Annotated in this window: 25 protein-coding genes and 1 tRNA gene; 14 read left to right on the forward strand and 12 right to left on the reverse strand. The window is 66.6% G+C overall.

Translation table 11 applies throughout. The features are described 5' to 3' along the window. Window positions 1-51: 51 nt before the first annotated feature. The 4 genes from JAN5088_RS05145 to JAN5088_RS05160 are packed head-to-tail and all read right to left on the reverse strand — an operon-like array spanning window position 52 to window position 3,914. Window positions 52-1,503, reverse strand: coding sequence for a cobyric acid synthase (locus tag JAN5088_RS05145; protein ID WP_055681749.1), 1,452 nt, complete (start codon window positions 1,501-1,503; stop codon window positions 52-54). Between the two features lie 18 nt (window positions 1,504-1,521). Next, entirely contained in the window at window positions 1,522-2,310 is a 789-nt protein-coding gene (locus JAN5088_RS05150; protein ID WP_055681750.1) for a lysophospholipid acyltransferase family protein, read from the reverse strand. Between the two features lie 21 nt (window positions 2,311-2,331). Next, entirely contained in the window at window positions 2,332-3,231 is a 900-nt protein-coding gene (locus JAN5088_RS05155) for a cell division protein FtsX (RefSeq protein ID WP_370736404.1), read from the reverse strand. Window positions 3,232-3,239: 8 nt separating this feature from the next. Continuing rightward, the gene (locus tag JAN5088_RS05160; protein WP_055681751.1) at window positions 3,240-3,914 is read right to left on the reverse strand and encodes a cell division ATP-binding protein FtsE; all 675 of its coding nucleotides are present in this window, start codon (window positions 3,912-3,914) and stop codon (window positions 3,240-3,242) included. A gap of 186 nt (window positions 3,915-4,100) precedes the next feature. Between JAN5088_RS05160 and JAN5088_RS05165 the strand changes: the two genes are divergently transcribed. Then, the gene (locus JAN5088_RS05165; RefSeq protein WP_055681752.1) at window positions 4,101-5,030 is read left to right on the forward strand and encodes a zinc-ribbon domain-containing protein; all 930 of its coding nucleotides are present in this window, start codon (window positions 4,101-4,103) and stop codon (window positions 5,028-5,030) included. Window positions 5,031-5,034: 4 nt separating this feature from the next. Here JAN5088_RS05165 and JAN5088_RS05170 read toward each other — a convergent pair whose 3' ends face one another. Both JAN5088_RS05170 and lysA read right to left on the reverse strand, forming a co-directional pair. After that, entirely contained in the window at window positions 5,035-7,629 is a 2,595-nt protein-coding gene (locus JAN5088_RS05170; RefSeq protein WP_055681753.1) for a DUF4175 domain-containing protein, read from the reverse strand. A 27-nt stretch (window positions 7,630-7,656) separates the two neighbouring features. Continuing rightward, window positions 7,657-8,931, reverse strand: coding sequence for a diaminopimelate decarboxylase (gene lysA / locus JAN5088_RS05175; protein ID WP_055681754.1), 1,275 nt, complete (start codon window positions 8,929-8,931; stop codon window positions 7,657-7,659). 226 nt (window positions 8,932-9,157) lie between these two features. On the opposite strand from lysA, the gene JAN5088_RS05180 reads away from it, so the two are divergent. From JAN5088_RS05180 to JAN5088_RS05190, 3 genes are all read left to right on the forward strand, one after another. Further along, the gene (locus JAN5088_RS05180) at window positions 9,158-10,804 is read left to right on the forward strand and encodes an electron transfer flavoprotein-ubiquinone oxidoreductase (protein ID WP_055681755.1); all 1,647 of its coding nucleotides are present in this window, start codon (window positions 9,158-9,160) and stop codon (window positions 10,802-10,804) included. 92 nt (window positions 10,805-10,896) lie between these two features. Then, on the forward strand, window positions 10,897-12,576 hold the full coding sequence (locus JAN5088_RS05185; protein ID WP_055681756.1) for a tetratricopeptide repeat protein: 1,680 nt from the start codon (window positions 10,897-10,899) through the stop codon (window positions 12,574-12,576). A 1-nt stretch (window position 12,577) separates the two neighbouring features. Beyond that, window positions 12,578-13,375 (forward strand): 4-(cytidine 5'-diphospho)-2-C-methyl-D-erythritol kinase, encoded by a 798-nt coding sequence (locus JAN5088_RS05190; protein ID WP_055681757.1) that lies wholly within the window; start codon window positions 12,578-12,580, stop codon window positions 13,373-13,375. 4 nt (window positions 13,376-13,379) lie between these two features. Here JAN5088_RS05190 and JAN5088_RS05195 read toward each other — a convergent pair whose 3' ends face one another. Further along, the gene (locus JAN5088_RS05195; protein WP_055681758.1) at window positions 13,380-14,375 is read right to left on the reverse strand and encodes a polyprenyl synthetase family protein; all 996 of its coding nucleotides are present in this window, start codon (window positions 14,373-14,375) and stop codon (window positions 13,380-13,382) included. Window positions 14,376-14,424: 49 nt separating this feature from the next. Between JAN5088_RS05195 and JAN5088_RS05200 the strand changes: the two genes are divergently transcribed. Further along, window positions 14,425-14,640 carry a putative signal transducing protein gene (locus JAN5088_RS05200; RefSeq protein ID WP_055681759.1) on the forward strand — a complete coding sequence of 72 codons (216 nt, stop codon included), beginning with the start codon at window positions 14,425-14,427 and terminating at the stop codon, window positions 14,638-14,640. 144 nt (window positions 14,641-14,784) lie between these two features. Beyond that, window positions 14,785-14,958 (forward strand): YdcH family protein, encoded by a 174-nt coding sequence (locus tag JAN5088_RS18170; RefSeq protein WP_074962615.1) that lies wholly within the window; start codon window positions 14,785-14,787, stop codon window positions 14,956-14,958. Window positions 14,959-15,492: 534 nt separating this feature from the next. On the opposite strand, the gene JAN5088_RS05205 is transcribed toward JAN5088_RS18170, so the two are convergent. Then, window positions 15,493-16,014, reverse strand: coding sequence for a hypothetical protein (locus tag JAN5088_RS05205; RefSeq protein ID WP_143114822.1), 522 nt, complete (start codon window positions 16,012-16,014; stop codon window positions 15,493-15,495). 233 nt (window positions 16,015-16,247) lie between these two features. Here JAN5088_RS05205 and JAN5088_RS19625 point away from each other — a divergent pair, with 233 nt between their 5' ends. Beyond that, a complete protein-coding gene (locus tag JAN5088_RS19625; RefSeq protein WP_074962614.1) occupies window positions 16,248-16,427 on the forward strand; it encodes a tyrosine-type recombinase/integrase in 180 nt (59 codons plus the stop codon). A 116-nt stretch (window positions 16,428-16,543) separates the two neighbouring features. On the opposite strand, the gene JAN5088_RS05215 is transcribed toward JAN5088_RS19625, so the two are convergent. The 4 genes from JAN5088_RS05215 to JAN5088_RS05230 all read right to left on the reverse strand — a co-directional run bounded on the left by JAN5088_RS05215 (window position 16,544) and on the right by JAN5088_RS05230 (window position 19,296). After that, window positions 16,544-16,631: transfer RNA gene (locus JAN5088_RS05215), tRNA-Ser, on the reverse strand. Between the two features lie 618 nt (window positions 16,632-17,249). Next, window positions 17,250-17,825: a L,D-transpeptidase gene (locus JAN5088_RS05220; RefSeq protein WP_055681762.1), complete on the reverse strand. Its 576-nt coding sequence runs from the start codon at window positions 17,823-17,825 to the stop codon at window positions 17,250-17,252. A 113-nt stretch (window positions 17,826-17,938) separates the two neighbouring features. Next, entirely contained in the window at window positions 17,939-19,036 is a 1,098-nt protein-coding gene (ychF, locus tag JAN5088_RS05225; RefSeq protein ID WP_055681763.1) for a redox-regulated ATPase YchF, read from the reverse strand. Window positions 19,037-19,110: 74 nt separating this feature from the next. Next, window positions 19,111-19,296 carry a hypothetical protein gene (locus JAN5088_RS05230; protein ID WP_055681764.1) on the reverse strand — a complete coding sequence of 62 codons (186 nt, stop codon included), beginning with the start codon at window positions 19,294-19,296 and terminating at the stop codon, window positions 19,111-19,113. A gap of 123 nt (window positions 19,297-19,419) precedes the next feature. Here JAN5088_RS05230 and trpA point away from each other — a divergent pair, with 123 nt between their 5' ends. From trpA to JAN5088_RS05265, 7 genes are all read left to right on the forward strand, one after another. Next, the gene (trpA, locus tag JAN5088_RS05235) at window positions 19,420-20,211 is read left to right on the forward strand and encodes a tryptophan synthase subunit alpha (protein WP_055681888.1); all 792 of its coding nucleotides are present in this window, start codon (window positions 19,420-19,422) and stop codon (window positions 20,209-20,211) included. Between the two features lie 131 nt (window positions 20,212-20,342). Then, window positions 20,343-20,810 carry a 50S ribosomal protein L15 gene (gene rplO / locus JAN5088_RS05240; protein ID WP_055681765.1) on the forward strand — a complete coding sequence of 156 codons (468 nt, stop codon included), beginning with the start codon at window positions 20,343-20,345 and terminating at the stop codon, window positions 20,808-20,810. 119 nt (window positions 20,811-20,929) lie between these two features. Beyond that, window positions 20,930-22,288: a preprotein translocase subunit SecY gene (secY, locus tag JAN5088_RS05245; protein WP_143114819.1), complete on the forward strand. Its 1,359-nt coding sequence runs from the start codon at window positions 20,930-20,932 to the stop codon at window positions 22,286-22,288. Continuing rightward, entirely contained in the window at window positions 22,285-22,932 is a 648-nt protein-coding gene (locus tag JAN5088_RS05250; RefSeq protein WP_055681767.1) for an adenylate kinase, read from the forward strand. Before secY ends, JAN5088_RS05250 begins: the two co-directional genes overlap by 4 nt. 181 nt (window positions 22,933-23,113) lie before the next feature. Beyond that, the gene (gene rpsM, locus JAN5088_RS05255; protein WP_055681768.1) at window positions 23,114-23,482 is read left to right on the forward strand and encodes a 30S ribosomal protein S13; all 369 of its coding nucleotides are present in this window, start codon (window positions 23,114-23,116) and stop codon (window positions 23,480-23,482) included. Window positions 23,483-23,497: 15 nt separating this feature from the next. Next, complete coding sequence (gene rpsK / locus JAN5088_RS05260; RefSeq protein WP_055681769.1) at window positions 23,498-23,890, forward strand: 30S ribosomal protein S11; 393 nt, start codon at window positions 23,498-23,500, stop codon at window positions 23,888-23,890. A gap of 117 nt (window positions 23,891-24,007) precedes the next feature. After that, complete coding sequence (locus JAN5088_RS05265) at window positions 24,008-25,024, forward strand: DNA-directed RNA polymerase subunit alpha (protein ID WP_055681770.1); 1,017 nt, start codon at window positions 24,008-24,010, stop codon at window positions 25,022-25,024. Window positions 25,025-25,153 lie beyond the last annotated feature (129 nt).

The raw sequence follows: 25,153 nt of genomic DNA on the forward strand, positions 1-25,153 counted from the left end.
TGCATCGAAAGGTCGACCGGGAACGTAACATCCGCCGGCCGATAGGCAATGTCAGACCTCGGAGGCGAGGCCGAATAGCGTTTTCATGTCGAGCGCGCGCGCAAGGTGATCGGCTAGTGCGTCCAGCGTTGCGTCCACCTGCGCGGCGTGATCGCGGGGGCCGACCGATGCCCCGAGACGGGCCAAGGCCGCCGCGCGGAAGGCATCGTCCGCGAACAGCCCGTGCAGATAGCACCCCCTGACGCGCCCGTCCGCGGTGGCCGCGCCCATGGACACGCCGTCGCGCATCAGCCAGCCGCGCGCGGTGTCCGGGCCGGACGTTCGGCCAAGGTGGATCTCATAGCCGCTGACGGTGCAGCCGCTTTCGATGTCGGTCGCGGCGACGCGGGCGAGGTGCTTGGCAGGGTGCAGCACGGTCTCCACGTCGAGCAGGCCCAGACCCGGGACCGCGCCCGGCGGTCCCTCCAGCCCATTGGGGTCGGCGACTGTCCGGCCCAGCATCTGGTATCCACCGCAGAGCCCCAGCACGTGCCCGCCCCGGCGGACGTGCGCCGCAAGGTCGATGTCCCAGCCGTTCGCACGAAAGGCGGAGAGATCCGCGATCGTCGCCTTGCTGCCGGGAATGAGGACGAGGTCGCAGACGGGCAGGGGGCGGCCCGGTGCGATCACCTCGACCGACAGGGCCGGCTCGGCCGACAGCGGGTCCAGATCGTCGAAATTGGCGATCCTGCCCAGCCGGGGCACCGCGATGCGTAACGCATCGTCGCGCGGAGTGCTGCGGATGTCGAGAATATCCTCAGCCGGCAGCTTCCACGCATCGTCGAACCAAGGCACGACGCCCAGGGCGGTCCACCCCGTGCGGTCGGCGATGGCGGTCACGCCGCCATCGAACAGGCGCACGTCGCCTCGGAACTTGTTGACGACGAACCCCTTGATCCGCGCCGCATCGGCCGGGTCCAGCACCGCCGCCGTCCCCACAAGCTGCGCGATGACGCCGCCGCGGTCGATGTCGCCCGCCAGGATCACGGGAACGCCCGCGGCCTCGGCGAAGCCCATGTTGGCGATGTCGCCCGCGCGCAGGTTGATCTCGGCCGGGCTGCCCGCGCCTTCGACAATGACGAGGTCGCTGGTCGCGGCCAGACGCCGGAAGCTGTCCAGACAGGCCGCCATCAGATCGGGCTTGAGTGCCGCGTAGTCGCGCGCCCTTACCGTCGTCAGCCGCCGTCCCTGCACGATCACCTGTGCGCCGGTGTCCGTCTCGGGCTTGAGGAGGACGGGGTTCATGTCGACCAGCGGCTCCACCCCGCAGGCCAGCGCCTGCAGCGCCTGCGCGCGCCCGATTTCTCCACCGTCGGCGGTGACGGCGGCGTTGTTCGACATGTTCTGCGGCTTGAACGGCCGGACCCGCAGGCCCGCGCGGGTGAAATGGCGGCAGAGGCCCGCGACCAGCATCGACTTGCCGACGTTGCTGCCGGCGCCCTGCACCATGATCGCGCGTGCCATGACGAGAACCCTTCGGTCTCAGGCGCCGTCGCGGACCGCGGCCTTGGCCGCCGCCGCCGCGACGGATTCGCCCGGAAGACCCGCCGTGGGGGCCACCGGGAAGCCGGCTTCCTCCATCAGGCGGTTCGATCCGCTCTCGATCCGCTCCTCCATCAGCGCCATGAAGGTCGCGCGGTCCAGACCCGGCGGGATCGGTTCCAGAAACTCAACCACGCCCAGACCGGGCCGGCGCAGCATCCCCCGCCGGGGCCAGAAGATGCCCACGTTCGTCGCGACCGGATGGCAGGGCTGTCCCAGTTGCTCATAAAGCGCATAGGTCCCGACCTTGTAGCTGGCCCGGGCCCCGGGTGCGACGCGGGTGCCCTGCGGATAGATCAGAAGCTGGCCGCCCTTGCGGTCGCCCGACCGCACCTCGGCCAGCATCCGGCGCACGGCCTCGGCCCGTTTGCCGCGGTGGACAGGGATGCAGCCGAGCCGCAGGGCATACTGGCCCAGCACCGGCGCATAGCGAAGCACCGACTTCATGATGAAGAACCCGCGCGGAATGGCGGACCAGATCAGCAGGATGTCGAGGAACGACTGATGCTTGGCCGCCAGCAGCACCTGCCCCGTGGGCGGCGTGCCCCGCACCTCGGTCCGCAGTCCGACGATACGGTGCAGGAGCCAGAGCGTCTGCCGGGCATAGACGTCGCAGGCCTTTCGCGCGCCGCGGGGCGACGCGATGGCCCAGGGCGCGAAGACGATCCCCAGCACGCCCATCCAGACATACATCAGGACGTTGAAGACCATGGACCTGAAAAACTGCATCGGACGACCCCCGGGGAAACCCTATTCGAAACCGGCCAGTGCGCGAAAGGCCGCACGTCGGGTCGCAAGGAACGCAACTGCCCCCGCGAATACGGGGATGAGCGGCAGGAGCAGCCATCCGGCCCCCTGGAAGCCCAGCCCGGTCAGGAACCCGCCCGCATCGTCGGCGGCCGGAAGGAAGGCGATTGCCACGCCCCCCAGCACCGCGCCCGCCGCCGCCCCGGCAGCCGCGCGCAGGGTGAAGCGGCGTGTGAAGGCGCGGGCGACATAGGCATCGCGCGCGCCGACCAGTCGCAGCACCCGGATCACCTGCCGGTTCGCGGCGAGCGAGGCCTGCGCCGCGAGCGTCACCATGGCCGCCAGCGTTCCCGCGATGAGCGCCAGCGCGATCCAGCCCAGACCGCGCAGCCGGTCGGCCGCCCGCACCAGCGGGGCACGCCACCGGGTGTGGTCGTCCCAGACGGCATCGGGCACTTCGGCGGCGAGGCGCAGGCGCAGACCCTCGGCGTCGAGATTGCCGTCGGTCGCCACCTCGATCAGCCGGGGCAGGGGGAGCGTGTCGAGCGGCAGGTCCGGGCCCAGCCACGGCTCCAGCAGGGCGGCCTGCTCATCGTCGCCGATCGCGCGCGCCGTGGTGACGCCGGGCGTCATGTTCAGGATCTGCAGCACGGCCTCCGCCTGCACCTCGCCCGCCTCCCCCGCGTCCGAGACGCGGATCGTCGCCGCCTGCGCCAGGCTTTCGCCCCAGCGTTCCGCCAAGCGCCCCGTGGCCAGCGACAGCGCCAGCGCGAAGACGGCGAGGAATGCCATCGCCGCGGAGGTCAGCACGGTCAGCCACACGGTGTGCCCGGTGGGCGGCACCACGCGGTCGGCCTGGCGGTCGCCCAGCGTCGCGTCGGTCGCCCGCTGGACCAGGGTCAGCAGCCGCCTCAAAGTTCCGTCCCCGCCTGCAGCGATCCCTGCGCCAGGCGCAGCACCCGCGCAGCTACCTGCCCCTTGGCGGCGCGGATCAGCGCAAGGTCGTGAGTGGCCACCAGCACCGTCTTTCCCATGCGGTTTAGCTCGGCCAGCAACGACAGGAGGCGCTGCGACATCTCCCAGTCGATATTGCCGGTGGGCTCGTCCGCGATGATGACGTCGGGGTCCATGATGATCGCGCGAGCCAGGGCGGCGCGCTGTCGTTCGCCCCCGGACAATTGCGGCGGGCGGGCCGCCGCCCGGGGCCCCAGACCGACCCAGCCGAGTAGCTGGTCCAGGTTCGCGGCCTCGGCCGCCACGTCGCGGCCGGCGACGGTCAGGGGCAGGGCGACGTTCTCGCGGATCGACAGGTGGTCGAGGAACTGGCAGTCCTGATGCACGACCCCGATGCGCCGACGCAGTCTGGCCAGAGCGTCGCGGTCCAGTTGCCGGCTGTCGCGCCCCTCCAGCAGGACAGTGCCCGTGGTGGGCTTCAGGTCGCCGTAGCAGAGTTTGAGCAGGGTGGTCTTGCCCGCCCCGGACGGCCCGGTCAGGAAGTGGAACGACCCCGGCGCGAACGCCATGTCCAGGCCGCTCAGAAGCGCGCCTTTGTCATAGGAATATCCTGCGTCCCGCAGCTCGATCACGCGCCTGCCCCCTGCCTCGGCGCCCTTCTGCCCCAGCCATGTTTTCGACGCAATGCGCGCCGATCCGTGCGCTACGGCCACAACTGCCGGGCCGTCGCACCGGACTTGGGTTGACTATCGCGTGCCAATCGGGCGCGGTGCCCGGAACTGTCCGCAACCACAGCGAAGGACCCGAGTCCCCGGCCCATGCGTATCACCTGTCCGAATTGCAACGCCCAGTACGAGATCGGCGAAGACCTGATCCCTGCCGAAGGGCGCGACGTCCAATGCTCGAACTGCGGCACGATGTGGTTTCTCGAAGGACGGGCGCGGATCGCGTCCCCGGCGCCCGAGCGCCCGGTCCGCCGCGCCGTCGCCCCGCCGCCCGAAGACGAGATGGAAGACCGGCCCGCCCCCGCTCCCGAACGCAGGCGCCCGGTGCCGGACGACCGCACGCTCGAGATCCTGCGAGAGGAGCGTGAACGGGAGGAGCGGCTGCGCGCCGAACCGACCCCCGCCCAGGAACCCGAACCCCGGCCCGAGCCTGCTCCGGAGCAACAGCTTCCCGAGCCCGATCTCGAACACGACGCCCGTCAGGTGGCCGCCGCCGAACGGACGCGGATGGCCGCAGCCGCCGCGCTGGTCCGCACTCGGGAGGAGGCACGCGACCGCGCCGGGCCCATGGCGCCGGAACCGGCGGCGGACGACGGGATGGCCGACGCGATCGCCACGACGATGCGCGATGCCACGGCCGATCCCGAGGATGACGCGCCCGCCGCTCCTCCGCGACAGACGCGCAGGGAGCTTCTGCCCGACATCGAGGAGATCAACTCCTCGCTGCGGCCGGACGAACGCGCAGCCGAAGCGCGGGCCGGGACGAACGTCGACGACGGTGACGATGGCCCGATGGCATATGCCGATTCGGGCTGGCGGCGCGGGTTCCGCACCGGGTTCCTGCTGACCGTCTTCGTGGTGCTGACGATGGTGGCGTTCTACGTCTTCGCCCCCCGGATCGCGCTTTCCGTGCCGTCGATCGAGCCCGCCCTGACCGACTATGTCGCCTGGGTCGACATGCAGCGCATCGCGCTGGCGGCGGGGGTCGAGGCGCTGACCGCCAGCATCGACGCGCAACGCTGACCCCTCAGAACCGCTCCAGCAGGCGACGAAGGTAGTCGAGTTCCAGCTTGGGGCGGTCGCGTTCACCCGACCGCCGTCGCAACTCCTCCATCAGGTCGCGGGCGCGCCGCGCCGCTTCCGGCCCGTCGAGGGTGTTGTTGTCGGTGCCCAGTTGGCCACCCAGACCGGATTGCCGGCCCAGCGGGTCGCGGTCGATGCCCATGCCCTGACGGTTGCCGGCCTGGCCCTGTTCGCCGCTTTCCTCGCCTTCCGGTCGCTCGCCGGCCAGAGCGCGGCCCAGTTCCTGCATCCCGTCGCGCAGCGCGTCCATCGCCCGTGACTGATCGTCCAGCGCACCGCCGAGGTTGCCGTCGGCCAGGTCGCGCTCGGCGTCGCGCATAGCCTCCTCGGCCCGACCAAGGGCCTCGCGCGCGGCGTCACCGGCTTCGGTCCCTTCGCCGGGCAGGTTGCCGCGCAAGGTCTCAAGCCCTTGGCGCAGGCTCTCCTGACGCTGGGCCAGACTGCGGCCATCGGGTTCGCCCCCACCGTCCTCACCGGGTTCGGCCGACGGATTGCTTCGCCCGCCCTGACCCGGCTCGCCCGCTCCGGGCTGAGCCCGGCCCGGCTGCTGACCCTCGCCCTGCTGGCCCGGCTGACCCTCGCCGGGTTGCGGTTGGCCGGGTTGCTGTCCGGGTTGCTGGCCCGGCTGACCCGGGTCGAACTGCTCCTGCAACTCGCGGAAGGCCTCGTCGCTCAGGTCCTGCTGTTCGCGCAACTGGTCGCGCAGCTCATCCATGGACTGCTGGCCTTCGCCCGGCTGGCCCTCGCCGGAGCCCTGGCCCTGCGTGACCTGCATGTTCTCCATCATCTCCTGAAGCTGGCGCAGCAGTTCCTGCGCCTCGGCGGTGCGGCCCTGCTCCATCAGTTCTTCGATGCGCTGCATCATCTCGTCGAGCATGTCCGACGTGATCTCCTGGCTCTCGCCTTCCGCCATCTCCGGCTGCTCGCCCTCCTGGCCCTGCTCGGCCAACTGGCGTGTGTAGTCGTCCATCGCGCGGCGCATCTCGGCCATCAGGCGCTCGATTTCCTCGGGCGGGGCACCTTGGCGGATCGCCTCCGACAAACGCTCCTGCGCCTCGCGCAGCCGCTCCAGCGCGCTTTCGAGAGAACCGTCCTCGATCCGCACGGCGGCCTGCCACAGCATCTCGGCAATCTCGTCGCGCACCTCGACAGTCAGAGGGCCGGCGTCGAGCCGCTGGATCGCCATCCGCGTAATCAGGAAGGCCGCGGGGTTGTTCCACGACCCATCCGCCCGCCACGTCACCGCCTTGAGCAGCCGGGCCACGCGTTCTCGGTTGGCGCGCGACCAGTTCAGGTCGCGCCGCTGTTCGATCAGCGCGGAGGCGACCGGGTCGTAGAACGCCCGGCCGGGCAGCACGAAACGCGCGATCTCGGTGCCCTGCTGACCGGCGGCGTCCTCTGCGGTCAGGGTCGCGATGACGGGCATCTCCGCCAGTGGGTGCTTGGTCAGGTCGGCGCGGAAGACGGCGCTCAGGTCCGTCCGGTCGCCCGCGATGGGCAGCGCCATGTCGAAGCTCTCGGCCTCGCGCGGTTCGGGTTCGATGGCGAGGCCGTGGGCGCGGTCGGTGGCGTCCGCATCCAGCGCCAGCGTCACCCCGGCCGCCGTCACGCCGTGGTCGTCGCTCGCTTTCCACGGGATCGTGACGGCATCGGGATGCTCATAGGCCGGGTCGCCGTCCTGCGCGATCTGCGGGGCCGCGTCGGGCATGGCCGTCAGGGTCCAGAACGGAGCGTCGCCGTCCGTGCCGTCGATTGTCAGCGTCCCGGACTGGGCCACGGTGAAGTCCTGAAGCGGCGCCGTCGGGTCGGTCACGTCGCGGCCCGATACCGTCTCCGTCACCGACAGCGCGCCCCCCTCGCCGTAGAGCCGCAGGGTGACGCGGGTGCCTTCGGGCACCGAGACCTGTCCCGGATCAATGTCGGCCAGATAGAGCGTTGGCAGCCCCGTGTGGCGCGGCGGCTCCAGCCAGCCTTCCCAGGCGGGACCGGTGGCGACCTGCTGACCCACGCCGGGCAACGCAGGAACGGCGGGCGCACGCCAGAGCGTTCCGAACATCAGCGCCACAGCCGCGAGCAGCACCGCCATGTAACGCAGCGCGTAGGGGTCTCGCCGTGCCACGCGCAGGTCGGGTGCCACGGCCCGCGCCGCCTGGAGCCGGGCCCGCATCCGCGCCAGATGCGCGGCCCAGACCTCGGAGGAGCCCGCGTCGCCCGCCCCGACCGCCATGTCGTCGGAGAGCGCGGCGAGCGGGCGACCCGGCAGCGTGGCATCGAGCCGCCGCCGCGCATCGCCCCGGGTCGGCAGGCGGAACCCGCGCAGCCCCAACCCGATCAGCACAAGCATCAGGATGACCAGCGCGGCGATCAGGCTGAACTCCCACAAAGGCGGCACGACGCCTGATGCCCAGACGGCGGCGGCCAGGAACCCGGCCGTCCAGGCGGGCCAGAAGGCATGGGTGATCCGTTCGGCCAGAAGGCCGAGGCGCGTCAGACGCAGCTGGCGGGCGATGGGTCGCAGGTCTTCGGCCAAACGCGGCATCCTCCGGGGACGGTCTTTCCCCTCAACCTATGCCTCCGACAGCCATTGTGGAATGGTGTCGCGCGAAATCATCTCATCCAGGGTGGGACGCGCGCGGATGACCGCGTATCTGTCGCCCTGCACCAGCACCTCCGGCACGAGGGGACGGCTGTTGTATTCGCTGGCCATGACGGCGCCGTAAGCGCCCGCGCTGCGCATCGCGATCAGGTCGCCCGCACCTAGCGGCGCCATGTCGCGACCCTTGGCGAAGGTGTCGCCGGATTCGCAGACCGGCCCCACGATATCATACGGGCGGCGGTCCGTGCCGGGCGCGGTCTCGACGATGGGCACGATGTCGTGATGCGCGCCGTACATCGCGGGGCGGATCAGGTCGTTCATTGCCGCGTCCACGATCAGGAAATCCCGCCCCTCGCCTTCCTTCATGTAGATGGTGGAGGTCATCAGGATGCCCGCGTTCCCGGCGATCAGGCGCCCCGGCTCGATCTCGATCTCGCAGCCGAGATGGCCCACCTCCTCCCGGATCACCTGTCCGTATTCCGACGGCACCGGCGGCGCGAGGTTCGAGCGGGCATAGGGGATGCCCAGCCCGCCGCCCAGGTCCAGCCGTTCGATCGGATGGCCGTCGGCGCGCAGGATGCCGGTCAGGTCTGCCACCTTGCGATAGGCCTGCCGGAAGGGTTCCAGGTCGGTGAGCTGGCTGCCGATGTGGACGTCGATGCCCACGACGCGCAGGCCGGCCAATTTGGCGATCTCGGCATAGACCTCCCGCGCGCGGGCGATGGGAATGCCGAACTTGTTGTCGGAGCGGCCGGTGGCGATCTTCTCGTGCGTCTTCGCATCCACGTCGGGGTTGACGCGCACCGTGACCGGAACGGTCACACCCATCTCGGTCGCCACGCGCGACAGCAAGCGCATCTCCGGCTCACTCTCCAGGTTGATCTGGCGCACGCCGTGGGCGAGGACATGGCGCATCTCTGCCTCGGTCTTCCCAACGCCGGAAAAGACGATCCGATCGCCCGGCACGCCCGCGGCCCGCGCCCGGCGGTATTCGCCCTCCGACACCACGTCCATCCCCGCACCGGCGTCGCCCAGCAGCTTCAGGATGGCCACGTTGCTCGCTGCCTTGACCGCGTAGCAGACGAGATGCGGCCCCCAGGATAGCGCCTCGTCGAATAGCCGGAAATGCCGCAGCAGGGTGGCGGCGGAATAGACGTAGACGGGCGTGCCGACGTCCCGCGCGATCGCGGGCAGGGGGACGTTTTCGGCATGCAGGATGCCGTCGCGGTAAAGGAAATGGTCCATTCAGTGGCACCCCGCGACGCAAGGCGACCAGAGGATACGGATGGATGTCACGGGCGCGCCTCCTGTCGGTCGTTGCGTCCTGTTAGCGGCTTCGCGCCGGTCCCGAAAGTGCGCGCGCCCTCAGGGCGTACGTGCGACATGACGCTGCGCGCCGATTGACCCGCGTGGCGGTGCCCCGCATATGGAACGGGACCATTCGGAACGGCATGACAGGGGGACGGCACGAATGACCGAAGCGATCGAACGCGAGGCGATGGAATACGACGTCGTGATCGTGGGCGCGGGGCCCGCGGGGCTGTCGGCGGCCATCCGGCTCAAGCAGCTCGATGCCGACCTGTCGGTGGTCGTGCTGGAAAAGGGGTCCGAGGTCGGGGCGCATATCCTGTCGGGCGCGGTGCTGGACCCGGTGGGTCTCGACGCGCTGATCCCCGACTGGAAGGAACGGGGCGCGCCGCTCGACGTGCCCGTCGCCTCCGACAGCTTCTACGTTCTGGGCGAGGAGGGGCGCGTCCGCGTCCCGAACCTTGCCATGCCGCCTTTGATGTCGAACCACGGCAATTACGTCGTCAGCATGGGCAACGTCTGCCGCTGGATGGCCGAACAGGCCGAGGCGCTGGGCGTCGAGATCTTCCCCGGCATGTCCTGTTCAGCCCTGGTCTGGGACGGCGACCGCGTGAAGGGCGTCGTGGCGGGTGAATTCGGCTTGAACCCCGACGGCACCCCCGGCCTTGGCTACGAGCCGGGAATGGAGCTGCACGGCAAATACGTCATGCTGGGCGAAGGCGTGCGGGGCAGCCTGTCCAAGCAGGTGATCGCGCGCCACGATCTGGACGCCGACAGCGAGGCGCAGAAATACGGGCTCGGCATGAAGGAGCTTTGGGAGATCGACCCCGAGAAGCACCGGCCGGGCAAGGTCGTGCACACGATGGGCTGGCCTCTGGGCAAGAATGCGGGCGGTGGCAGCTTCATCTATCACCTTGACAACAATCAGGTCTATGTCGGCTTTGTCGTTCACCTGAACTATCGCAACCCCTACGTTAACCCCTATCTCAGCTTCCAGCAGTTCAAGCATCACCCCATGGTCGCCGAGTTGCTGGAGGGCGGGAAGCGCGTGGCCTATGGCGCCCGCGCGATCAGCGAAGGCGGCTGGCAGTCATTGCCCCGCACCGCCTTCCCCGGCGGCGTCCTGCTGGGCTGTGCCGCCGGCATGGTCAACGTTCCCCGCATCAAGGGCAACCACAACGCCATGCTGTCGGGCAAGGCGGCGGCCGAGGCCGCCCATCAGGCCATAGCCGAAGGGCGGTCCGGCGACGTGCTGGAGGCCTACGACGCCGAGGTCCGCAAGGGTCCCATCGGCAAGGACCTGAAGCGCGTCCGCAACGTCAAGCCGCTTTGGTCGAATTACGGCCTGACCGCCTCGCTGACGGTGGGCGGTGCATCGATGTGGATGAACAACCTGGTGGGCTGGTCGCCCTTCACCTCGAAGCACCGCAAGTCGGACGCGGAGGCGACGGAACCCGCCGAGAAGCACAAGCCCATCGACTACCCCAAGCCCGACGGCAAGCTGTCGTTCGACCGTTTGACCAACGTGGCGTTCAGCTTCACCAATCACGAGGAATCCCAGCCCTCGCACCTGAAGCTGAAGGACCCCGAGGTTCCCGTCGCCGTGGATCTCAAGGTCTACGCAGGGCCCTCATCGCGCTATTGCCCCGCGGGCGTCTACGAGTTCGTGGGCGAGGGCGAGGACGCGAAGTTCGTGATCAACTTCCAGAACTGCGTTCATTGCAAGACCTGCGACATCAAGGATCCGGCCCAGAACATCGTCTGGACGGTGCCGCAGGGGGGCGACGGACCGAACTATCCGAACATGTGACGGCTGCACACCGTCTCGTGACCGCCGGCGCCCCGCTTCGGATTGCATAACGCCACGGCGGCCCCTAGCTTGTCGCAAAAGGGGTTTTTCGCATGATCCGTCCGCTGCTTCTCGCCGCCACGCTGCTGCTTCCGCCCGCCGTGCAGGCGCAGGGCGTTGCGGGGCCATATCTCGCTGCGCGCATCGCGGGGTTCGGCAACGACCATACGGCGGCGGCCGAGTATTACGCCACCTTGCTCGAACAGGACCACGCAACCCCGCAGGTTCTTGAAAACGCTCTCATCATCTACTCCGTGCTGGGCGACTTCCGCTCCGCCCGCGAGGTCGCGGATCGCATGGACGAGAGCGGGCAGGTCAGCCAGTTCGCCGCCAGCGCACGGATGGTCGCGGCCCTGCAGGATGGGCGTTTCGGCGATGCGCGTGATCTTCTGTCGGGCGACGGGGTGGGGGGTGCACTGCTCGACGGCCTGCTCGCCGCCTGGATCGAGGCAGCGGACGGCGACATGGGTGCCGCGCTCGACGGTTTCGACCGTCTGGCCGAGACCGAGAGCTTCGCGCCCTTCGCCCAGATGCACAAGGCCTTCGCACTGGCGCAGGCGGGCGATTTCGAGGGCGCCGACGCGATCTTCTCGGGCGAGGAAAACGGCCCCCTCAATGCCACCACGCGGGGGATCGAGGCCCATGCCCAGGTTTTGGCGCAGCTCGGCCGGTCGGAGGATGCGCTGGAGCTTCTGCAGAAGGCCAATGAGGTTACCAACAGCGCGACCCTGCGCGATCTCGAAGACCGGATCGCGGCGGGCGAGCGGCCGCCCTACGACGTCGTCGCCACGCCGATGGACGGCATGGCCGAGGCCTATTTCACGCTTGCCGCGCTGCTCATGGGCGACTCCTCCGTCACGTTCACGCTGCTCAACGCGCGCGCGGCGCTGGCGCTTCGGCCCACGCACGTCGAGGGGTTGCTGCTGACCGCCGACCTGCTGGAAGGGCAGGAGCAATACGCCCTCGCCGCCGAGGTCTTCGCCGCCGTCCCCCGCGACGATCCCGGTTTCCACGAGGCCGAGATCGCCCGTGCCGACGTCCTGCTCGCCTCCGGGCAGGACGAGGCGGCGATCGAGGTGCTGTCGTCGCTGACCCGCTCCAACGGCGAGGAGATCGACGTCTGGGCCGCCTATGCCGACGCGCTGCGCCGCCTGGAACGTTTTGCCCCCGCCGCCGTGGCCTATGATCGGTCCATCGACATGCTGCCCGAGGTCACGCCGCGCCACTGGTTTCTGTTCTACGCCCGCGGCGTCGCGCATGAGCAGCTTGACGAATGGCCAGCTGCCGAGGCCGACTTTCGCCGCGCGCTCGACCTGAACCCCGATCAACCGAACGTCCTGAACTATCTGGGCTACGGCCTGGTCGAGCAGCGCAGCAAGCTCGACGAGGCGCTCGACATGATCGAACGCGCCGTGGCCGCCCGCCCCGACGACGGCTACATCACCGATTCCCTGGCCTGGGTCTATTATCGCCTCGGCCGCCACGAAGACGCGGTCGAGCCGATGGAACGCGCCGTGATGCTGAACCCGCTCGATCCTTTGATCAACGACCATCTGGGCGACGTCCTCTGGTCCGTTGGCCGCAAACGCGAGGCGGAGTTCCAATGGCGCCGCGCGCTCAGCCTCGACCCCAAGGAGGAGATCGACCGCATCCGTCGCAAGCTGGAGGTCGGGCTCGACCGCGTGCTGGAGGAAGAGGGCGAGGCAGGGCCCATCGAGGCCGCCGACAGATAACGTGACGCGGGGATCGACCGACACCGCCTTCGCGCCCGCCAAGGTCAACCTGACGCTGCACGTCACCGGGCGGCGGCGCGACGGCTATCACCTGCTCGACAGCCTCGTGGCCTTCGCCGATGTGGTCGACGTGCTGACGGTTGAGCGGGGCGACGCGCTGACCGTCTGCGGCCCCTTTGCGGACGGCGTTCCCACGGACGACCGCAACCTGATCCGGCGGGCCCTGCGTCTGGCCGGAACGCCGCGCGCCGTAATGCTGGAGAAGAACCTGCCGCATCCCGCGGGCCTCGGAGGCGGATCGTCGGACGCGGCCGCGGTGCTTCGGCTGGTGGGCGCCTGTCCGGACCCGGCTGCCCTGCTGTCGCTGGGTGCAGATGTTCCCGTCTGCATGACTCCCCGCGCCCAGCGGATGCGCGGCATCGGAGAGATCCTGAGCCCCGTCCCCATGCCGCCGCTCCACGCCGTGCTGATCAATCCCGGCGTTGCCTTGCCGACCGGACGGGTGTTCGCCGGCCTTGCCACGACGGACAACCGTCCGATGGACGCATTGCCCGACGCGGGTCCGACGCTCGACTGGCTGGCGCGCCAGCGCAATGACCTGGAACCGCCTGCCCGGCAGATTGCCCCCGTCATCGGCGACGTCCTGTCCGCCTTGCGTGAAGCGGGGGCTGATATCGCGCGGATGTCTGGATCGGGCGCCACATGCTTCGGGCTATGGCCTTCGCGGGCGCTGGCGGACAAAGCGGCGCATGAGCTGACCCTTTCGGGCTGGTGGGTGCGCGCCTGCACCCTGATCTGACGGATCAGTTCGCCCGCTCGACCACGTAATCTGCCAGATCGGCCAGCATGTCGCGCAAGTCCGACTGCGGCAGACGTGCCAGCGCAGCCTGCGCTCGGTCGCGCCAAGCCAGTGCCTCGATCCGCGTCTCCTCCAGCGTGCCGTGACTGGCAAGTATCGCGCGGGCGCGGTCCAGATCGTCGGACTTCCCCCGCTCCAACGCGTCGCGCCAGAACGTCCGCTCCGCCTCGTCCGCCCGCATCAATGCGCGGATCACCGGCAGCGTCAGCTTCCCTTCGCGGAAGTCGTCGCCCAGATCCTTGCCGATCGCCTCGCCCGCGCCCCCGTAATCGAGCCAGTCGTCAACGATTTGGAAACTGACGCCCAGGGCATCGCCGAACTCCGCCAGCGCCGCGATGTGCTCCTCGGGTGCGCAGGCCACGACTGCGCCGCTTTCGCAGGCCGCCTGGAACAGCGCAGCGGTCTTGCCCCGCACCACACGCAGATATGTCTCCTCCGTCGTGGCCAGGTTGCGCGCGGCGGTCAGTTGCAGCACCTCGCCCTCCGCGATCGTCGCCGCCGCGCCCGAGAGGATGTCCAGCACACGCAGCGATCCCGTCTCGACCATCAACTGGAACGACCGCGCGAACAGGTAATCGCCTACCAGCACGCTCGACTGGTTGTCCCACAGAAGGTTCGCGGTGGGCCGCCCGCGCCGCTGCGCGCTTTCGTCAACGACATCGTCATGCAGCAGGGTCGCGGTGTGAATGAACTCGACCGTGGCGGCCAGCTTGACGTGATCGTCGCCGCCGTATCCGCACAGGCGCGCCGCCGCGAGCGTCAGCAGCGGACGGATCCGCTTGCCCCCCGCACCCACCAGATGCGCCGTCACTTCGGGGATGCGAGGCGCGTTCTCGGAGGCCATGCGGGTGGAGATGAGCGCGCTCACAGCCTCCATGTCCCCGGCGAGCGCGGTGGCGAGACGTTCGTGCGGTTTCGGCGGCGTGGCGTCGGTCAGCATGGTCAACGGTTCCTCGACAAGCGCGGAGCGCGCACATATCTCTCTGTCCATGAAAGAACTTCTGCGCACCAACGACCCCACGGTCATCGCCTTCGCTCAGGCCTTGCTGGACGGCGAGGGTATAGATTGCTTCGTGCTGGATGCAAACATCTCGGTCCTCGAAGGATCCATAGGAATCCTTCCCCGCCGGATGATGGTGGCGGATACCGATCTGGCCCCGGCGCAGGGGGTCATGCGCGACAACGATGTGGCGATATCGGGCTGATCGGCGGGTTCCAGCGCGTCTTCCGGGTGTTTTTGTAAAGGAAGTTCAATTCCGCTGCAACATTCGGTCGCGGGCTCTTAAAGTTCCGTGACAGGACCCCATGTTGTGTGGTGCAATCGTTTCATCACCACAGAGGAGAATGCCATGTCGCTCACGTCCCATCTGTCGGAACTTCGCAAGAAACATGAAACGCTTTCCCGTCAGGTGGAGGAGGAGGCCCGTAATCCGGCCGTCGACTCCGTGGCGCTGACCGAGATGAAGAAGCGCAAGCTGGCCATCAAGCAGCAGATCGAGAAGCTGAGCGCGACCGCCCACTGAGCGCGACCCGGATCGCAACATCGGCCCGCCCATCCGGCGGGCCATTCCGAGTTGTAGAACACAGGTGAGGGGACACTTTCGCCCGTTTTCCATTTCAGGCCATCATCGACCCTGAAGCTTTGCCCACATCGGCATGCCGCGAAACAGCCATGCTTGGTAGAGAGTCCTGGCGATGTCGGGCAGATGAGGGCGGTCGTCCCGCCGGCGGCCTCGGTACTTTGTAGGAGCTCCACCCGAGGCTTCCTCGTCTTTGGCTCTGTCCGCCTCCTGCTCCGGGTCCTTCCGTGGCGATGGCTGCTGGACGCCCATCCGCATCGTTGGTGTGGTTCGGGCGACCTTGTTGGTGCGCCTCTTCAACACGAAGATCGCCTTCTCGGCCCCCGGCATTGCGATGTGCCTGATCTATGTAGCTTTCACAGCTGATACGGAGGGGTCTTCCATTCCATCTGCCTCCGCTCCTTCCGCTTGTTCCGGTTCCACCTCGGCACCTTCCGGAGGTGAAGCGTCCGCCGCCAAAGGCGTTCTGTAGGGTCTTCAGTCGAAGAAGTCGTAGTGCACGCGCCATATGTTCATCGGGGCGATCTGGACGCGCGGATTGTCGGCGGTGCCATTGATACATGTGGTGCCTGCGGAAGAGCTGCGGCGACCCGCACGCTGGTTGATACTGCCCCGCGCGCGGATGGCGTTCAGGAAGTTGGAGGTCGGCTGGATCGTTGCGTGGATGACCCTTCGGGCGATGGCAGCGCGAAGTTCCGGGTCGTCGATCTCGTCGTCGATGCCAAGCCGTCTGTAGACGGAGCGATAGCGTGGCGACAGGATCGGGAAGCCAGCGGTCTTGTCGATTTCGTTGGCCGTCTGGATGAGGCTGTCGACCCGGAAGCGCTGGAAAGCAGACGAAGCAAGGTTCGGCCCCGCCAACGCGCTTCTCGACTGGTCGTCCGGGTCACTGCGGTAGGCAGCCCTCTCGTCGGCAGAAGTCCAGCTTTGCAGTGCTTCCCACCGCGTCAGGTGGGGATACATCTTGCCCCACTCCGCAAGGCTCTCCGAGAACTCCAACGGCTTCTCCCCGGATAGGTGCGGCGTTCGCCACATGGGCCATGGGGCGGCAACACATCCGCAATGGTATTGTAAACATCGTGCAGCAGAAGACGAGCCAGGATAGGCATGTGCCGCTGCACCCCGAGTTGAAGGCCGTCCTAGATCCTCTGCCGCCCGACGACCTGACATTCCTTGTCACCGCCCTGAGCAAGCCATTCAGCCCGGCAGGCTTCACGAACTAGTTCTGCGACGTGCCGCGCGAAGCCGGGTTGCCCAACAGGGCGTCACCGCATGGGCTGCGCAAGGCGACGCGCCGCAGACTGGCGGAAGCAGGCTGCACTCCTCACGAGATCATGGCGATCAGCGGACACCGTTCGCCGGCGGAAGTGACTCGATCCACCGTAAAAGCGGGGGGAAAGGGCTTCGTATAAAGGGCCATGGACCGGCTCGACCGGATCGAACCAAGAATAGAAACTGTCGAACCAAGTAAATCAGTTCAGCAAATCGCCCCGCAAGAGGCTGACTATGCAAGATATTTGTAAGGAGGTGGCGGAGACGAAGGGATTCGAACCCTCGAACGCTTGCACGTTACTCCCTTAGCAGGGGAGCGCCTTCGACCACTCGGCCACGTCTCCGTCGGCGGGTTTATCCATCTCAGACCAAGGAAACAACACCAAAAATCAATGTGAAGGCGATCAAGCTTTCGGACCCCTGCCGGCTGCTTAAACATGAACTCGGCACGCAGACGCATAGGCCGGCGGAATGAACTTAACAGTTTTTTCGACATGGGCAGAAGAAATTTTTTCGTCTTCACGCGCTTCAACGCTTTGAGCGCGACACGTAGGCAGCGCGCAGCAACCCCCAAGCATACTATTGACTATTATCCGCGAAGAAGAGTGAAAGAGGCTCCTGACATGCGCGCGTCATCTTGATGACCTTCCTGCCGGTCGCCGCTGGCGTTCGCACCGTGTCGCGCCTGCGAAAGCCGTTGGATTGGGCGAAGAGCAGACTTGTAGCACTGCGGCGATGTAAGGGTGAATGTCACTAGGTGTTTGATCCCACGGTTTGATGGTGCGATCTGTTCTTTGGAATGGAAGGCAGCACAATCGCACAAGTTCCTCATGGGAGCGCCACGACTACTCAGCCACGTCTCCATCGATCCGTCCAAGAGCCGGTAAACGGAGGGACAGGGGCAAATCCCGCATCGGGGCGCCGGAACCTGTCGGTCGGTCGGCGCCCCCTCGGCTCCGTCGTCAGATGGTCTTGGGGTGAAGCACAACGCGGGCCTTGAGTGGCACGCGATTGTAAAGATCGATCGCCTGATCGTTCACCAGCCGGGCACAGCCATTGGACACCGCGGTCGCGATCGTGGAAGGGGCATTCGTGCCGTGGATGCGCAGGTAGGTGTCGCCTCGGCCCGGTTCGAACAGATAGAGCGCGCGGGCGCCAAGCGGATTGTCGGGGCCACCGGGCATGCCGTCCTCATACTGCTTGTAGGCAGCCGGGTTGCGTTCGATCATGTCCGGCGTGGGGGTCCAGCTGGGCCATTCCTTTTTGGCGCCGACGTAGAACTCCCCCGACTCGTAGAGACCCGGACGGCCCACGCCGACCATGTATCGCATCGCGCGCGCGCCTGGCAGTGTCCAGAACAGCATGAAGCTGTCGGGCAGGACGTGGATTTCGCCGGGGGCAATCTCCGGGCGGATCGGCACTTCGACCGGCAGGAAGTCGGGTCGGATGCTGGACGTCGCGACGGCTTGGGCCATCGCCTGGCCGCTGCCGAACAGGGCAAGCGCCGTGCCGCCCGCGATCAAGTCGCGTCGTTTCATGTCTTGGTCCTCATCATCAATCAGTAAGTCTTGTGGCGAACATATACGCAACCGCCGGCGAATGTTCCATCGGAGCCTTCAAACTTGCGTCAGATGTGAAGCAAGTCGGAGCGTCAGGTGTTGAACAGGAAGTGCATCACATCGCCGTCCTTGACGACATAGGACTTGCCTTCGGCCCGCATCTTGCCCGCTTCTTTCGCCGCCTGCTCGCCACCGAGACCGACGAAATCGTCATAGGCGATGGTTTCGGCCCGGATGAAGCCGCGCTCGAAATCCCCATGGATCACGCCAGCGGCGCGTGGGGCGCTGGTGCCGTGCGGGATCGTCCAGGCGCGGGCTTCCTTCGGACCGACGGTGAAGTAGGTTTCCAGCGCAAGCAACTCGTACCCCGCCTGGATCAGCCGGTCGAGACCCGGCTCTTCCAACCCCATTTCCTCCAGAAACTCGGCGGCCTCATCGGCGGGAAGCTGGGCGATCTCCTCCTCGATCTGGGCGGAGATGACGACATAGGCCGCTCCCTGCGCGGCGGCCATGTCGGCTACGGCGGCGCTGAAGTCGTTGCCGGATGCGGCTGACCTCTCGTCGACGTTGCAGACATAGAGGATCGGTTTGGCCGTCAGCAACTGCAACATGCTCCAGGCACGGCGGTCTTCATCCGCCACCTCGACCGTCCGGGCCGGTCGGCCGTCGTTGAGCGCAGCCAGCGCGCCGCGCATCAGCCGCTCCTGCTGGATCGCGTCCTTGTCGCCGCCGCGCACCTTGCGGGACAGCCCCTGCAGGCGCTTCTCGATCGACTCCATGTCGGCGATCATCAGTTCGGTCTCGATGACCTCGGCGTCTTCGACCGGGTTCACGCGGCCTTCGACATGGGTGACGTCGCCATCCTCGAAGCAACGCAGGACGTGGGCGATGGCGTCGGTCTCGCGGATATTGGCGAGAAACTGGTTCCCGAGACCTTCGCCCTTGGACGCGCCCTTCACGAGGCCTGCGATGTCCACGAAGGTCATGCGGGTCGGAATGATCTGCTTCGAGCCGGCGATGGCGGCCAGCCGGTCGAGACGCGCATCGGGCACGGCGACGTCGCCCACGTTGGGCTCGATCGTGCAGAAGGGGAAATTCGCGGCCTGCGCGGCGGCAGTCCGGGTCAGCGCATTGAACAGGGTCGACTTGCCCACGTTGGGCAGCCCCACGATGCCGACTTTGAAACCCATCTCACGCCCTCCGGTCCAGACCGCGACGCCTTAGCCGGGACGAGGCAGGGGGGCAAGCGGCCACAGGGTCGGGCTCAGGCCTGCCTGTTCCGGCCCTCGAAGATGATGAACCACGCAAGGAGAATGAACATCGGATGTGTCAGGCCGCCTGACAGGAACAAGGCTGGAATCCAGATGAGGAAGGTAATGATCCCGAGGATCGGGCGACCGGCCAGGAAGATGGACAGGGGCGGGAGGAGGATGGCGAGAAGATAATTCATGGCAGTCAAATGGGTGTGACGGCGATCCGGTTCCAGAACCGCGATGCGATAAGGTTCGGTCCGGTGATTGACCTCGACCGCGGCCTGTCGCACTCCGTTGCGGCAACAGGGGGAGAGGTTGCCATGACCCGCATCGACGACACCTTCGCGCGACTGCGTGCCGAGAACCGCAAGGCCTTCGTGGCCTACATCATGGCGGGCGATCCGGATGCGGCGACCACGACCGAGGTGGTCAAGGGGCTGCCCGGCGCAGGCGTGGACATCATCGAACTCGGCCTGCCGTTCACCGACCCGATGGCGGACGGTCCGACGATCCAGCTTGCCGGACAGCGCGCACTGGAAGGCGGGATGACGCTCCAGGGCACGCTCGACATCGTGCGCGACCTTCGGGACGAGGACAACGTTACGCCGGTGGTGCTGATGGGGTACTACAATCCCATCTATTCGCGCGGCGTCGATCGTTTCCTGAAGGAGGCGACCGAAGCCGGGGTCGACGGGCTGATCATCGTGGACCTTCCGCCGGAGGAGGATGAGGAACTCTGCATTCCCGCGCAGAGGGCGGGGGTCAACTTCATTCGCCTCGCGACGCCCACGACCGATGCGGAACGCCTGCCCAAGGTGCTGCAGAACACATCCGGCTTCGTCTATTACGTCTCGATCACGGGCATCACCGGCTCGGGGGCGGCAGACGCCGAAAAGGTCGCGCCGGAAGTCGCGCGGATCAAGGCGTCCACGGACCTGCCGGTCATCGTCGGCTTCGGCATCAGGACACCCGAGGCATCGCGCGACATCGCCGCCGTAGCGGATGGCTGCGTCGTGGGGTCGGCCATCGTCGACCGGATCGGGCGCGGCGATGCGGTGGAGGACGTCCTGGCCTATGTCCGGTCGCTTTCGGACGGGGCGCATTCGGCCTGACACCGCGTTGCGTCTTGCGTCCCGCGGGCCGCGGCTGTAAGCGACCGCGGCGTGCCTTAGGCATGACGGATGAAACGCCGTGTCCGCCCCATCATCGCTTCGGGGGTGCGTCCGGCAAGAGGAGAAGCGACATGAAACTCAACGAACTGCGCGACAATCCCGGCGCCACCCACCGCGCCAAGCGTGTCGGCCGCGGCCCCGGTTCGGGCACCGGCAAGATGGGCGGACGCGGCATCAAGGGTCAGAAGTCCCGATCGGGCGTCGCGATCAAGGGCTACGAAGGCGGCCAGATGCCGATCTACCAGCGCCTGCCGAAGCGTGGCTTCAGCAAGCCGAACCGTAAGTCGTTCGCCGTCGTGAACCTGTCCAAGATTCAGGAATTCATCGACAACGGCAAGCTGGACGCCGCCAACATCAATGAGGAGACGCTGGTCTCCTCGGGCGTCGTGCGGCGCAAGCTCGACGGCGTTCGCCTGCTTGCCAAGGGCGAGTTGACCGCGAAGGCCACGATCACCGTCACCGGCGCTTCCAAGGGTGCGGTCGAGGCGGTCGAGAAGGCCGGCGGATCGGTCACGCTGCCGGCAGTCGCCGCCGAGTGATCCGCCGGGGTTCGGTTGCAGGCGGGCCGCGGTCCGCTTACATGATCCCGTGTTTTCCCGAAACGCCGCCAGCGGGACGAAACCCGTCTGGCGGCGTTCCCGCATAAAGAGGGCCGCGCATGGCTTCAGCCGCAGAGCAAATGGCCGCGAACATGAGCTGGGGGGCGTTTGGCAAGGCCAAGGAGCTTCGCCAGCGCATCCTGTTCACGATCGGTCTGCTGATCATCTATCGTTTCGGAACCTACATCCCAGTGCCGGGCATCGACGCGGTGGCGCTGCGGAACTTCGTCGAGCAGGCGACCCAGGGTCTGGGCGGCGTCCTGAACATGTTCACCGGCGGTGCCATCGGTCGCATGGGCGTCTTCGCGCTGGGTATCATGCCCTACATCTCGGCATCCATCATCGTGCAACTGATGACTGCGATGGTCCCCCAACTCGAACAGCTCAAGAAAGAGGGCGAGCCGGGGCGCAAGAAAATCAACCAGTATACCCGCTACGGCACCGTGGCACTGGCGACGTTGCAGGGCTACGGCCTTGCCGTGTCGCTCCAGTCGGGCGATCTGGCGCATACGCCGGGCCTGTTCTTCATCGTGTCCTGCGTGATCACGCTGGTCGGCGGTACGATGTTCCTGATGTGGCTTGGCGAGCAAATCACGGCGCGGGGCATCGGCAACGGCATCTCGCTGATCATCTTTGTGGGTATCGTGGCGGAGCTTCCCGCGGCCTTCGCCCAGTTCTTCGCCTCGGGCCGATCGGGCGCCATCTCGACGCCGGTAATCCTTGGCGTGGTCGTGATGCTCGTCGCGACGCTCGTCTTCGTCGTGTTCATGGAGCGGAGCCTGCGCAAGATCCATATCCAGTATCCGCGCCGACAGGTCGGGATGAAGGTCTATGACGGCGGCTCCAGCCACCTGCCGATCAAGGTGAATCCGGCGGGCGTGATTCCGGCGATCTTCGCCTCGTCGCTCCTGCTTCTGCCTACCACCATCAGTACCTTCTCGGGCCAGCAGACGAACCCGGTGCTGGCGACGGTCACCGCCTATTTCGGGCCGGGGCAACCGCTCTATCTGCTGTTCTTCACCGGCATGATCGTCTTCTTCGCCTATTTCTATACCCACAACGTCGCCTTCAAAACCGAGGACGTGGCCGACAACCTCAAGAACCAGAACGGGTTCATTCCGGGCATCCGGCCCGGCAAGCGGACGGCGGACTATCTGGAATACGTGGTCAACCGCGTGCTGGTGCTGGGTGCCGGATACCTCGCGCTGGTCTGTCTTATCCCCGAGATCGTGCGTCAGGAACTGGCGATCACGGCCTATTTCGGGGGCACGTCGATCCTCATCATCGTCTCGGTTGGAATGGACACCATCCAGCAGGTCCAGTCGCATCTGCTCGCCCATCAGTACGAAGGGCTGATCGAGAAATCCCAGTTGCGCGGCAAGAAGCGTGGACGTGCGAAGGGAGCGGCACGACGATGAACATCATCCTGTTGGGACCGCCGGGGGCGGGCAAGGGAACGCAGGCACGCAGGCTCGAATCCGATCGGGGGATGATCCAGCTCTCGACCGGCGACATGCTGCGGGAGGCGCGGTCGTCCGGCACCGAGATGGGCCTTCGCGTGGCGGCCATCATGGATGCGGGAGAACTTGTCACCGACGACATCGTGATCGGCCTGATCGAGGAGAAGCTGTCGGGCGACAACCGCGGCGGCTTCATCTTCGATGGCTTTCCCCGGACTTTGGCGCAGGCCGACGCCCTGAGCGATCTGCTTGCGCGACGGGGCATCGACCTGGACGCCGTGATCGAGATGCGGGTCGACGACGAAGCCTTGGTCGAACGGATTACGGCCCGCAGTACCTGCGCGAATTGCGGCGAAGTCTATAACGACATCACCAGACCCATACCCTCCGACGGCAAATGTGTCGTCTGCGGCGCGACCGAATTCAAGCGCCGCGCCGACGACAACGCCGAAAGCCTGCGCATGCGCCTGATGGAATACTACAAGAAGACGTCTCCCCTGATCGGCTATTACCACGCCAAGGGCACGTTGCGGTCGATCGACGGGCTTGGCGACGTCGACACCGTGGCAGCTGCCATCGCGCAGGTTTTGTCGGATGCCTGACAGAAACTTCTTGACAGGCGCTCGTGCATTGCTTGACGCGCCTGTCCAGACCTCCTAGATCGCAGTCTCCGCCGGGAATCGCCTGATTCCCGGTGATCTGTTTTGGCCCCGACGCATGGTCCGGGCCGTTGTGAAAAAAGGTTCTGGAACCACGGAACCGCAACGAAGAAGGAAGCTACATTTGGCTCGTATCGCTGGCGTCAACATTCCCACGGGAAAACGCATTCCAATTGCGCTGACCTACATCACGGGCATCGGCCCGTCCAAGGCGCGTGAGATCGTCGACGCTGTCGGCGTCGACGCCGCCCGTCGTGTCAACGAACTGTCGGACGCACAGATCCTGTCGATCCGTGAATATATCGACGCGAACGTCACGGTCGAAGGCGACCTGCGCCGCGAGACGCAGATGAACGTCAAGCGGCTGATGGACCTGGGTTGCTATCGTGGCCTGCGTCATCGCCGCAACCTGCCGGTTCGCGGTCAGCGCACTCATACCAACGCACGCACGCGCAAGGGCCCCGCGAAGGCCATTGCCGGCAAGAAGAAATAAGGGAGGGCACGGATCATGGCACGCGATACCCGCCGCGCTCCCAAGCGCAAGGAACGCAAGAACATCGCCGCCGGTGTGGCGCATGTGAACTCTTCGTTCAACAATACCAAGATTCTGATCTCGGACGTTCAGGGCAATGCCATCAGCTGGTCGTCGGCCGGAACGATGGGGTTCAAGGGGTCGCGCAAGTCGACGCCTTATGCCGCCCAGATGGCCGCCGAGGACGCCGCGAAGAAGGCGCAGGAGCACGGCATGAAGACCATCGAGGTCGAGGTTCAAGGTCCTGGCTCGGGCCGCGAATCCGCACTGCGCGCCCTGGCGGCCGTCGGCCTGCAGGTCACCGCGATCCGCGACGTGACCCCGATGGCGCATAACGGCGTCCGCCCGCCGAAGCGCCGCCGCGTCTGACACGACATTGCAACAAGGGCGGGGGCCGCGCCGCGTGGTCCCCGTTTCGCCGTATAATCACCTCGGGGTTCTTCGCCATCCGCCCCGGCGAAGAACAGGAATGGAGGGTCAGGGCATATGATTCATAAAAATTGGCAGGAACTCATCAAGCCGTCGCAGCTTGAGGTCCGTCCGGGCAACAACCCGGCCCGTCAGGCCACCGCCGTGGCCGAACCGCTCGAGCGTGGCTTCGGTCTGACCCTTGGCAATGCATTGCGCCGCGTTCTCATGTCGTCGCTACAGGGTGCGGCGATCACCTCCGTGCAGATCGACAACGTGCTGCATGAGTTCAGCAGCGTGTCGGGTGTCCGCGAGGACGTCACCGACATCGTCCTGAACCTCAAGGGTGTCAGCCTGAAAATGGAAGTCGAAGGGCCCAAGCGCCTGTCGATCTCGGCCAAGGGCCCGATGGTCGTCACCGCCGGGGACATCAGCGAATCCAATGGGATCGAGGTTCTGAACCGCGACCACGTGATCTGTCACCTCGACGATGGTGCCGATCTCTACATGGAACTGACGGTGAATACCGGCAAGGGCTATGTCTCGGCCGACAAGAACAAGCCCGAGGATGCCCCTATCGGCCTCATTCCAATCGACGCCATCTACTCGCCGGTCAAGAAGGTCTCCTACGAGGTGCAGCCCACCCGTGAGGGACAGGTTCTGGACTACGACAAGCTGACCTTGAAGCTGGAAACCGACGGATCGCTCGCGCCCGACGATGCGCTGGCCTATGCCGCCCGCATCCTTCAGGACCAGCTGCAGATCTTCGTCAACTTCGACGAGCCGGAGGCTGCCCGCGGCTCCGAGGCCGCCGACGATCTGGAGTTCAACCCGCTCCTTCTCAAGAAGGTCGATGAGCTCGAACTGTCGGTCCGGTCGGCCAACTGCCTCAAGAACGACAACATCGTCTATATCGGCGACCTGATTCAGAAGACCGAGGCCGAGATGCTGCGGACGCCGAACTTCGGCCGCAAGTCCTTGAACGAGATCAAGGAAGTGCTGTCGGGGATGGGTCTGCACCTGGGCATGGACATCGTCGACTGGCCGCCGGAGAACATCGAGGACCTGGCGAAGAAGTTCGAAAACGAGTTCTGATACTCCGCATCTGAACAAGTAGGAATGGGGCGGTCGAAAGGCCGCCCCGCTTCAGTTTCAGTCATGCTGGTTCGGACGAGGACAGACGTCGATATAGAAGCACCTGCCACTTCACCGAACGGTGGTTTA

This window comes from Jannaschia rubra, from assembly GCF_001403735.1.
GTDB lineage: Bacteria > Pseudomonadota > Alphaproteobacteria > Rhodobacterales > Rhodobacteraceae > Jannaschia > Jannaschia rubra.

Excerpts from the sequence above, each read along its gene's own strand:
- JAN5088_RS05145 (WP_055681749.1), bottom strand. The coding sequence starts at position 1,503 with ATGGCACGCGCGATCATGGTGCAGGGCGCCGGCAGCAACGTCGGCAAG.
- JAN5088_RS05150 (WP_055681750.1), bottom strand. The coding sequence starts at position 2,310 with ATGCAGTTTTTCAGGTCCATGGTCTTCAACGTCCTGATGTATGTCTGG.
- JAN5088_RS05165 (WP_055681752.1), top strand. The coding sequence starts at position 4,101 with ATGCGTATCACCTGTCCGAATTGCAACGCCCAGTACGAGATCGGCGAA.
- JAN5088_RS05170 (WP_055681753.1), bottom strand. The coding sequence starts at position 7,629 with ATGCCGCGTTTGGCCGAAGACCTGCGACCCATCGCCCGCCAGCTGCGT.
- lysA (WP_055681754.1), bottom strand. The coding sequence starts at position 8,931 with ATGGACCATTTCCTTTACCGCGACGGCATCCTGCATGCCGAAAACGTC.
- JAN5088_RS05180 (WP_055681755.1), top strand. The coding sequence starts at position 9,158 with ATGACCGAAGCGATCGAACGCGAGGCGATGGAATACGACGTCGTGATC.
- JAN5088_RS05185 (WP_055681756.1), top strand. The coding sequence starts at position 10,897 with ATGATCCGTCCGCTGCTTCTCGCCGCCACGCTGCTGCTTCCGCCCGCC.
- JAN5088_RS05195 (WP_055681758.1), bottom strand. The coding sequence starts at position 14,375 with ATGCTGACCGACGCCACGCCGCCGAAACCGCACGAACGTCTCGCCACC.
- JAN5088_RS05200 (WP_055681759.1), top strand. The coding sequence starts at position 14,425 with ATGAAAGAACTTCTGCGCACCAACGACCCCACGGTCATCGCCTTCGCT.
- JAN5088_RS18170 (WP_074962615.1), top strand. The coding sequence starts at position 14,785 with ATGTCGCTCACGTCCCATCTGTCGGAACTTCGCAAGAAACATGAAACG.
- JAN5088_RS05220 (WP_055681762.1), bottom strand. The coding sequence starts at position 17,825 with ATGAAACGACGCGACTTGATCGCGGGCGGCACGGCGCTTGCCCTGTTC.
- ychF (WP_055681763.1), bottom strand. The coding sequence starts at position 19,036 with ATGGGTTTCAAAGTCGGCATCGTGGGGCTGCCCAACGTGGGCAAGTCG.
- JAN5088_RS05230 (WP_055681764.1), bottom strand. The coding sequence starts at position 19,296 with ATGAATTATCTTCTCGCCATCCTCCTCCCGCCCCTGTCCATCTTCCTG.
- trpA (WP_055681888.1), top strand. The coding sequence starts at position 19,420 with ATGACCCGCATCGACGACACCTTCGCGCGACTGCGTGCCGAGAACCGC.
- rplO (WP_055681765.1), top strand. The coding sequence starts at position 20,343 with ATGAAACTCAACGAACTGCGCGACAATCCCGGCGCCACCCACCGCGCC.
- secY (WP_143114819.1), top strand. The coding sequence starts at position 20,930 with ATGGCTTCAGCCGCAGAGCAAATGGCCGCGAACATGAGCTGGGGGGCG.
- JAN5088_RS05250 (WP_055681767.1), top strand. The coding sequence starts at position 22,285 with ATGAACATCATCCTGTTGGGACCGCCGGGGGCGGGCAAGGGAACGCAG.
- rpsK (WP_055681769.1), top strand. The coding sequence starts at position 23,498 with ATGGCACGCGATACCCGCCGCGCTCCCAAGCGCAAGGAACGCAAGAAC.
- JAN5088_RS05265 (WP_055681770.1), top strand. The coding sequence starts at position 24,008 with ATGATTCATAAAAATTGGCAGGAACTCATCAAGCCGTCGCAGCTTGAG.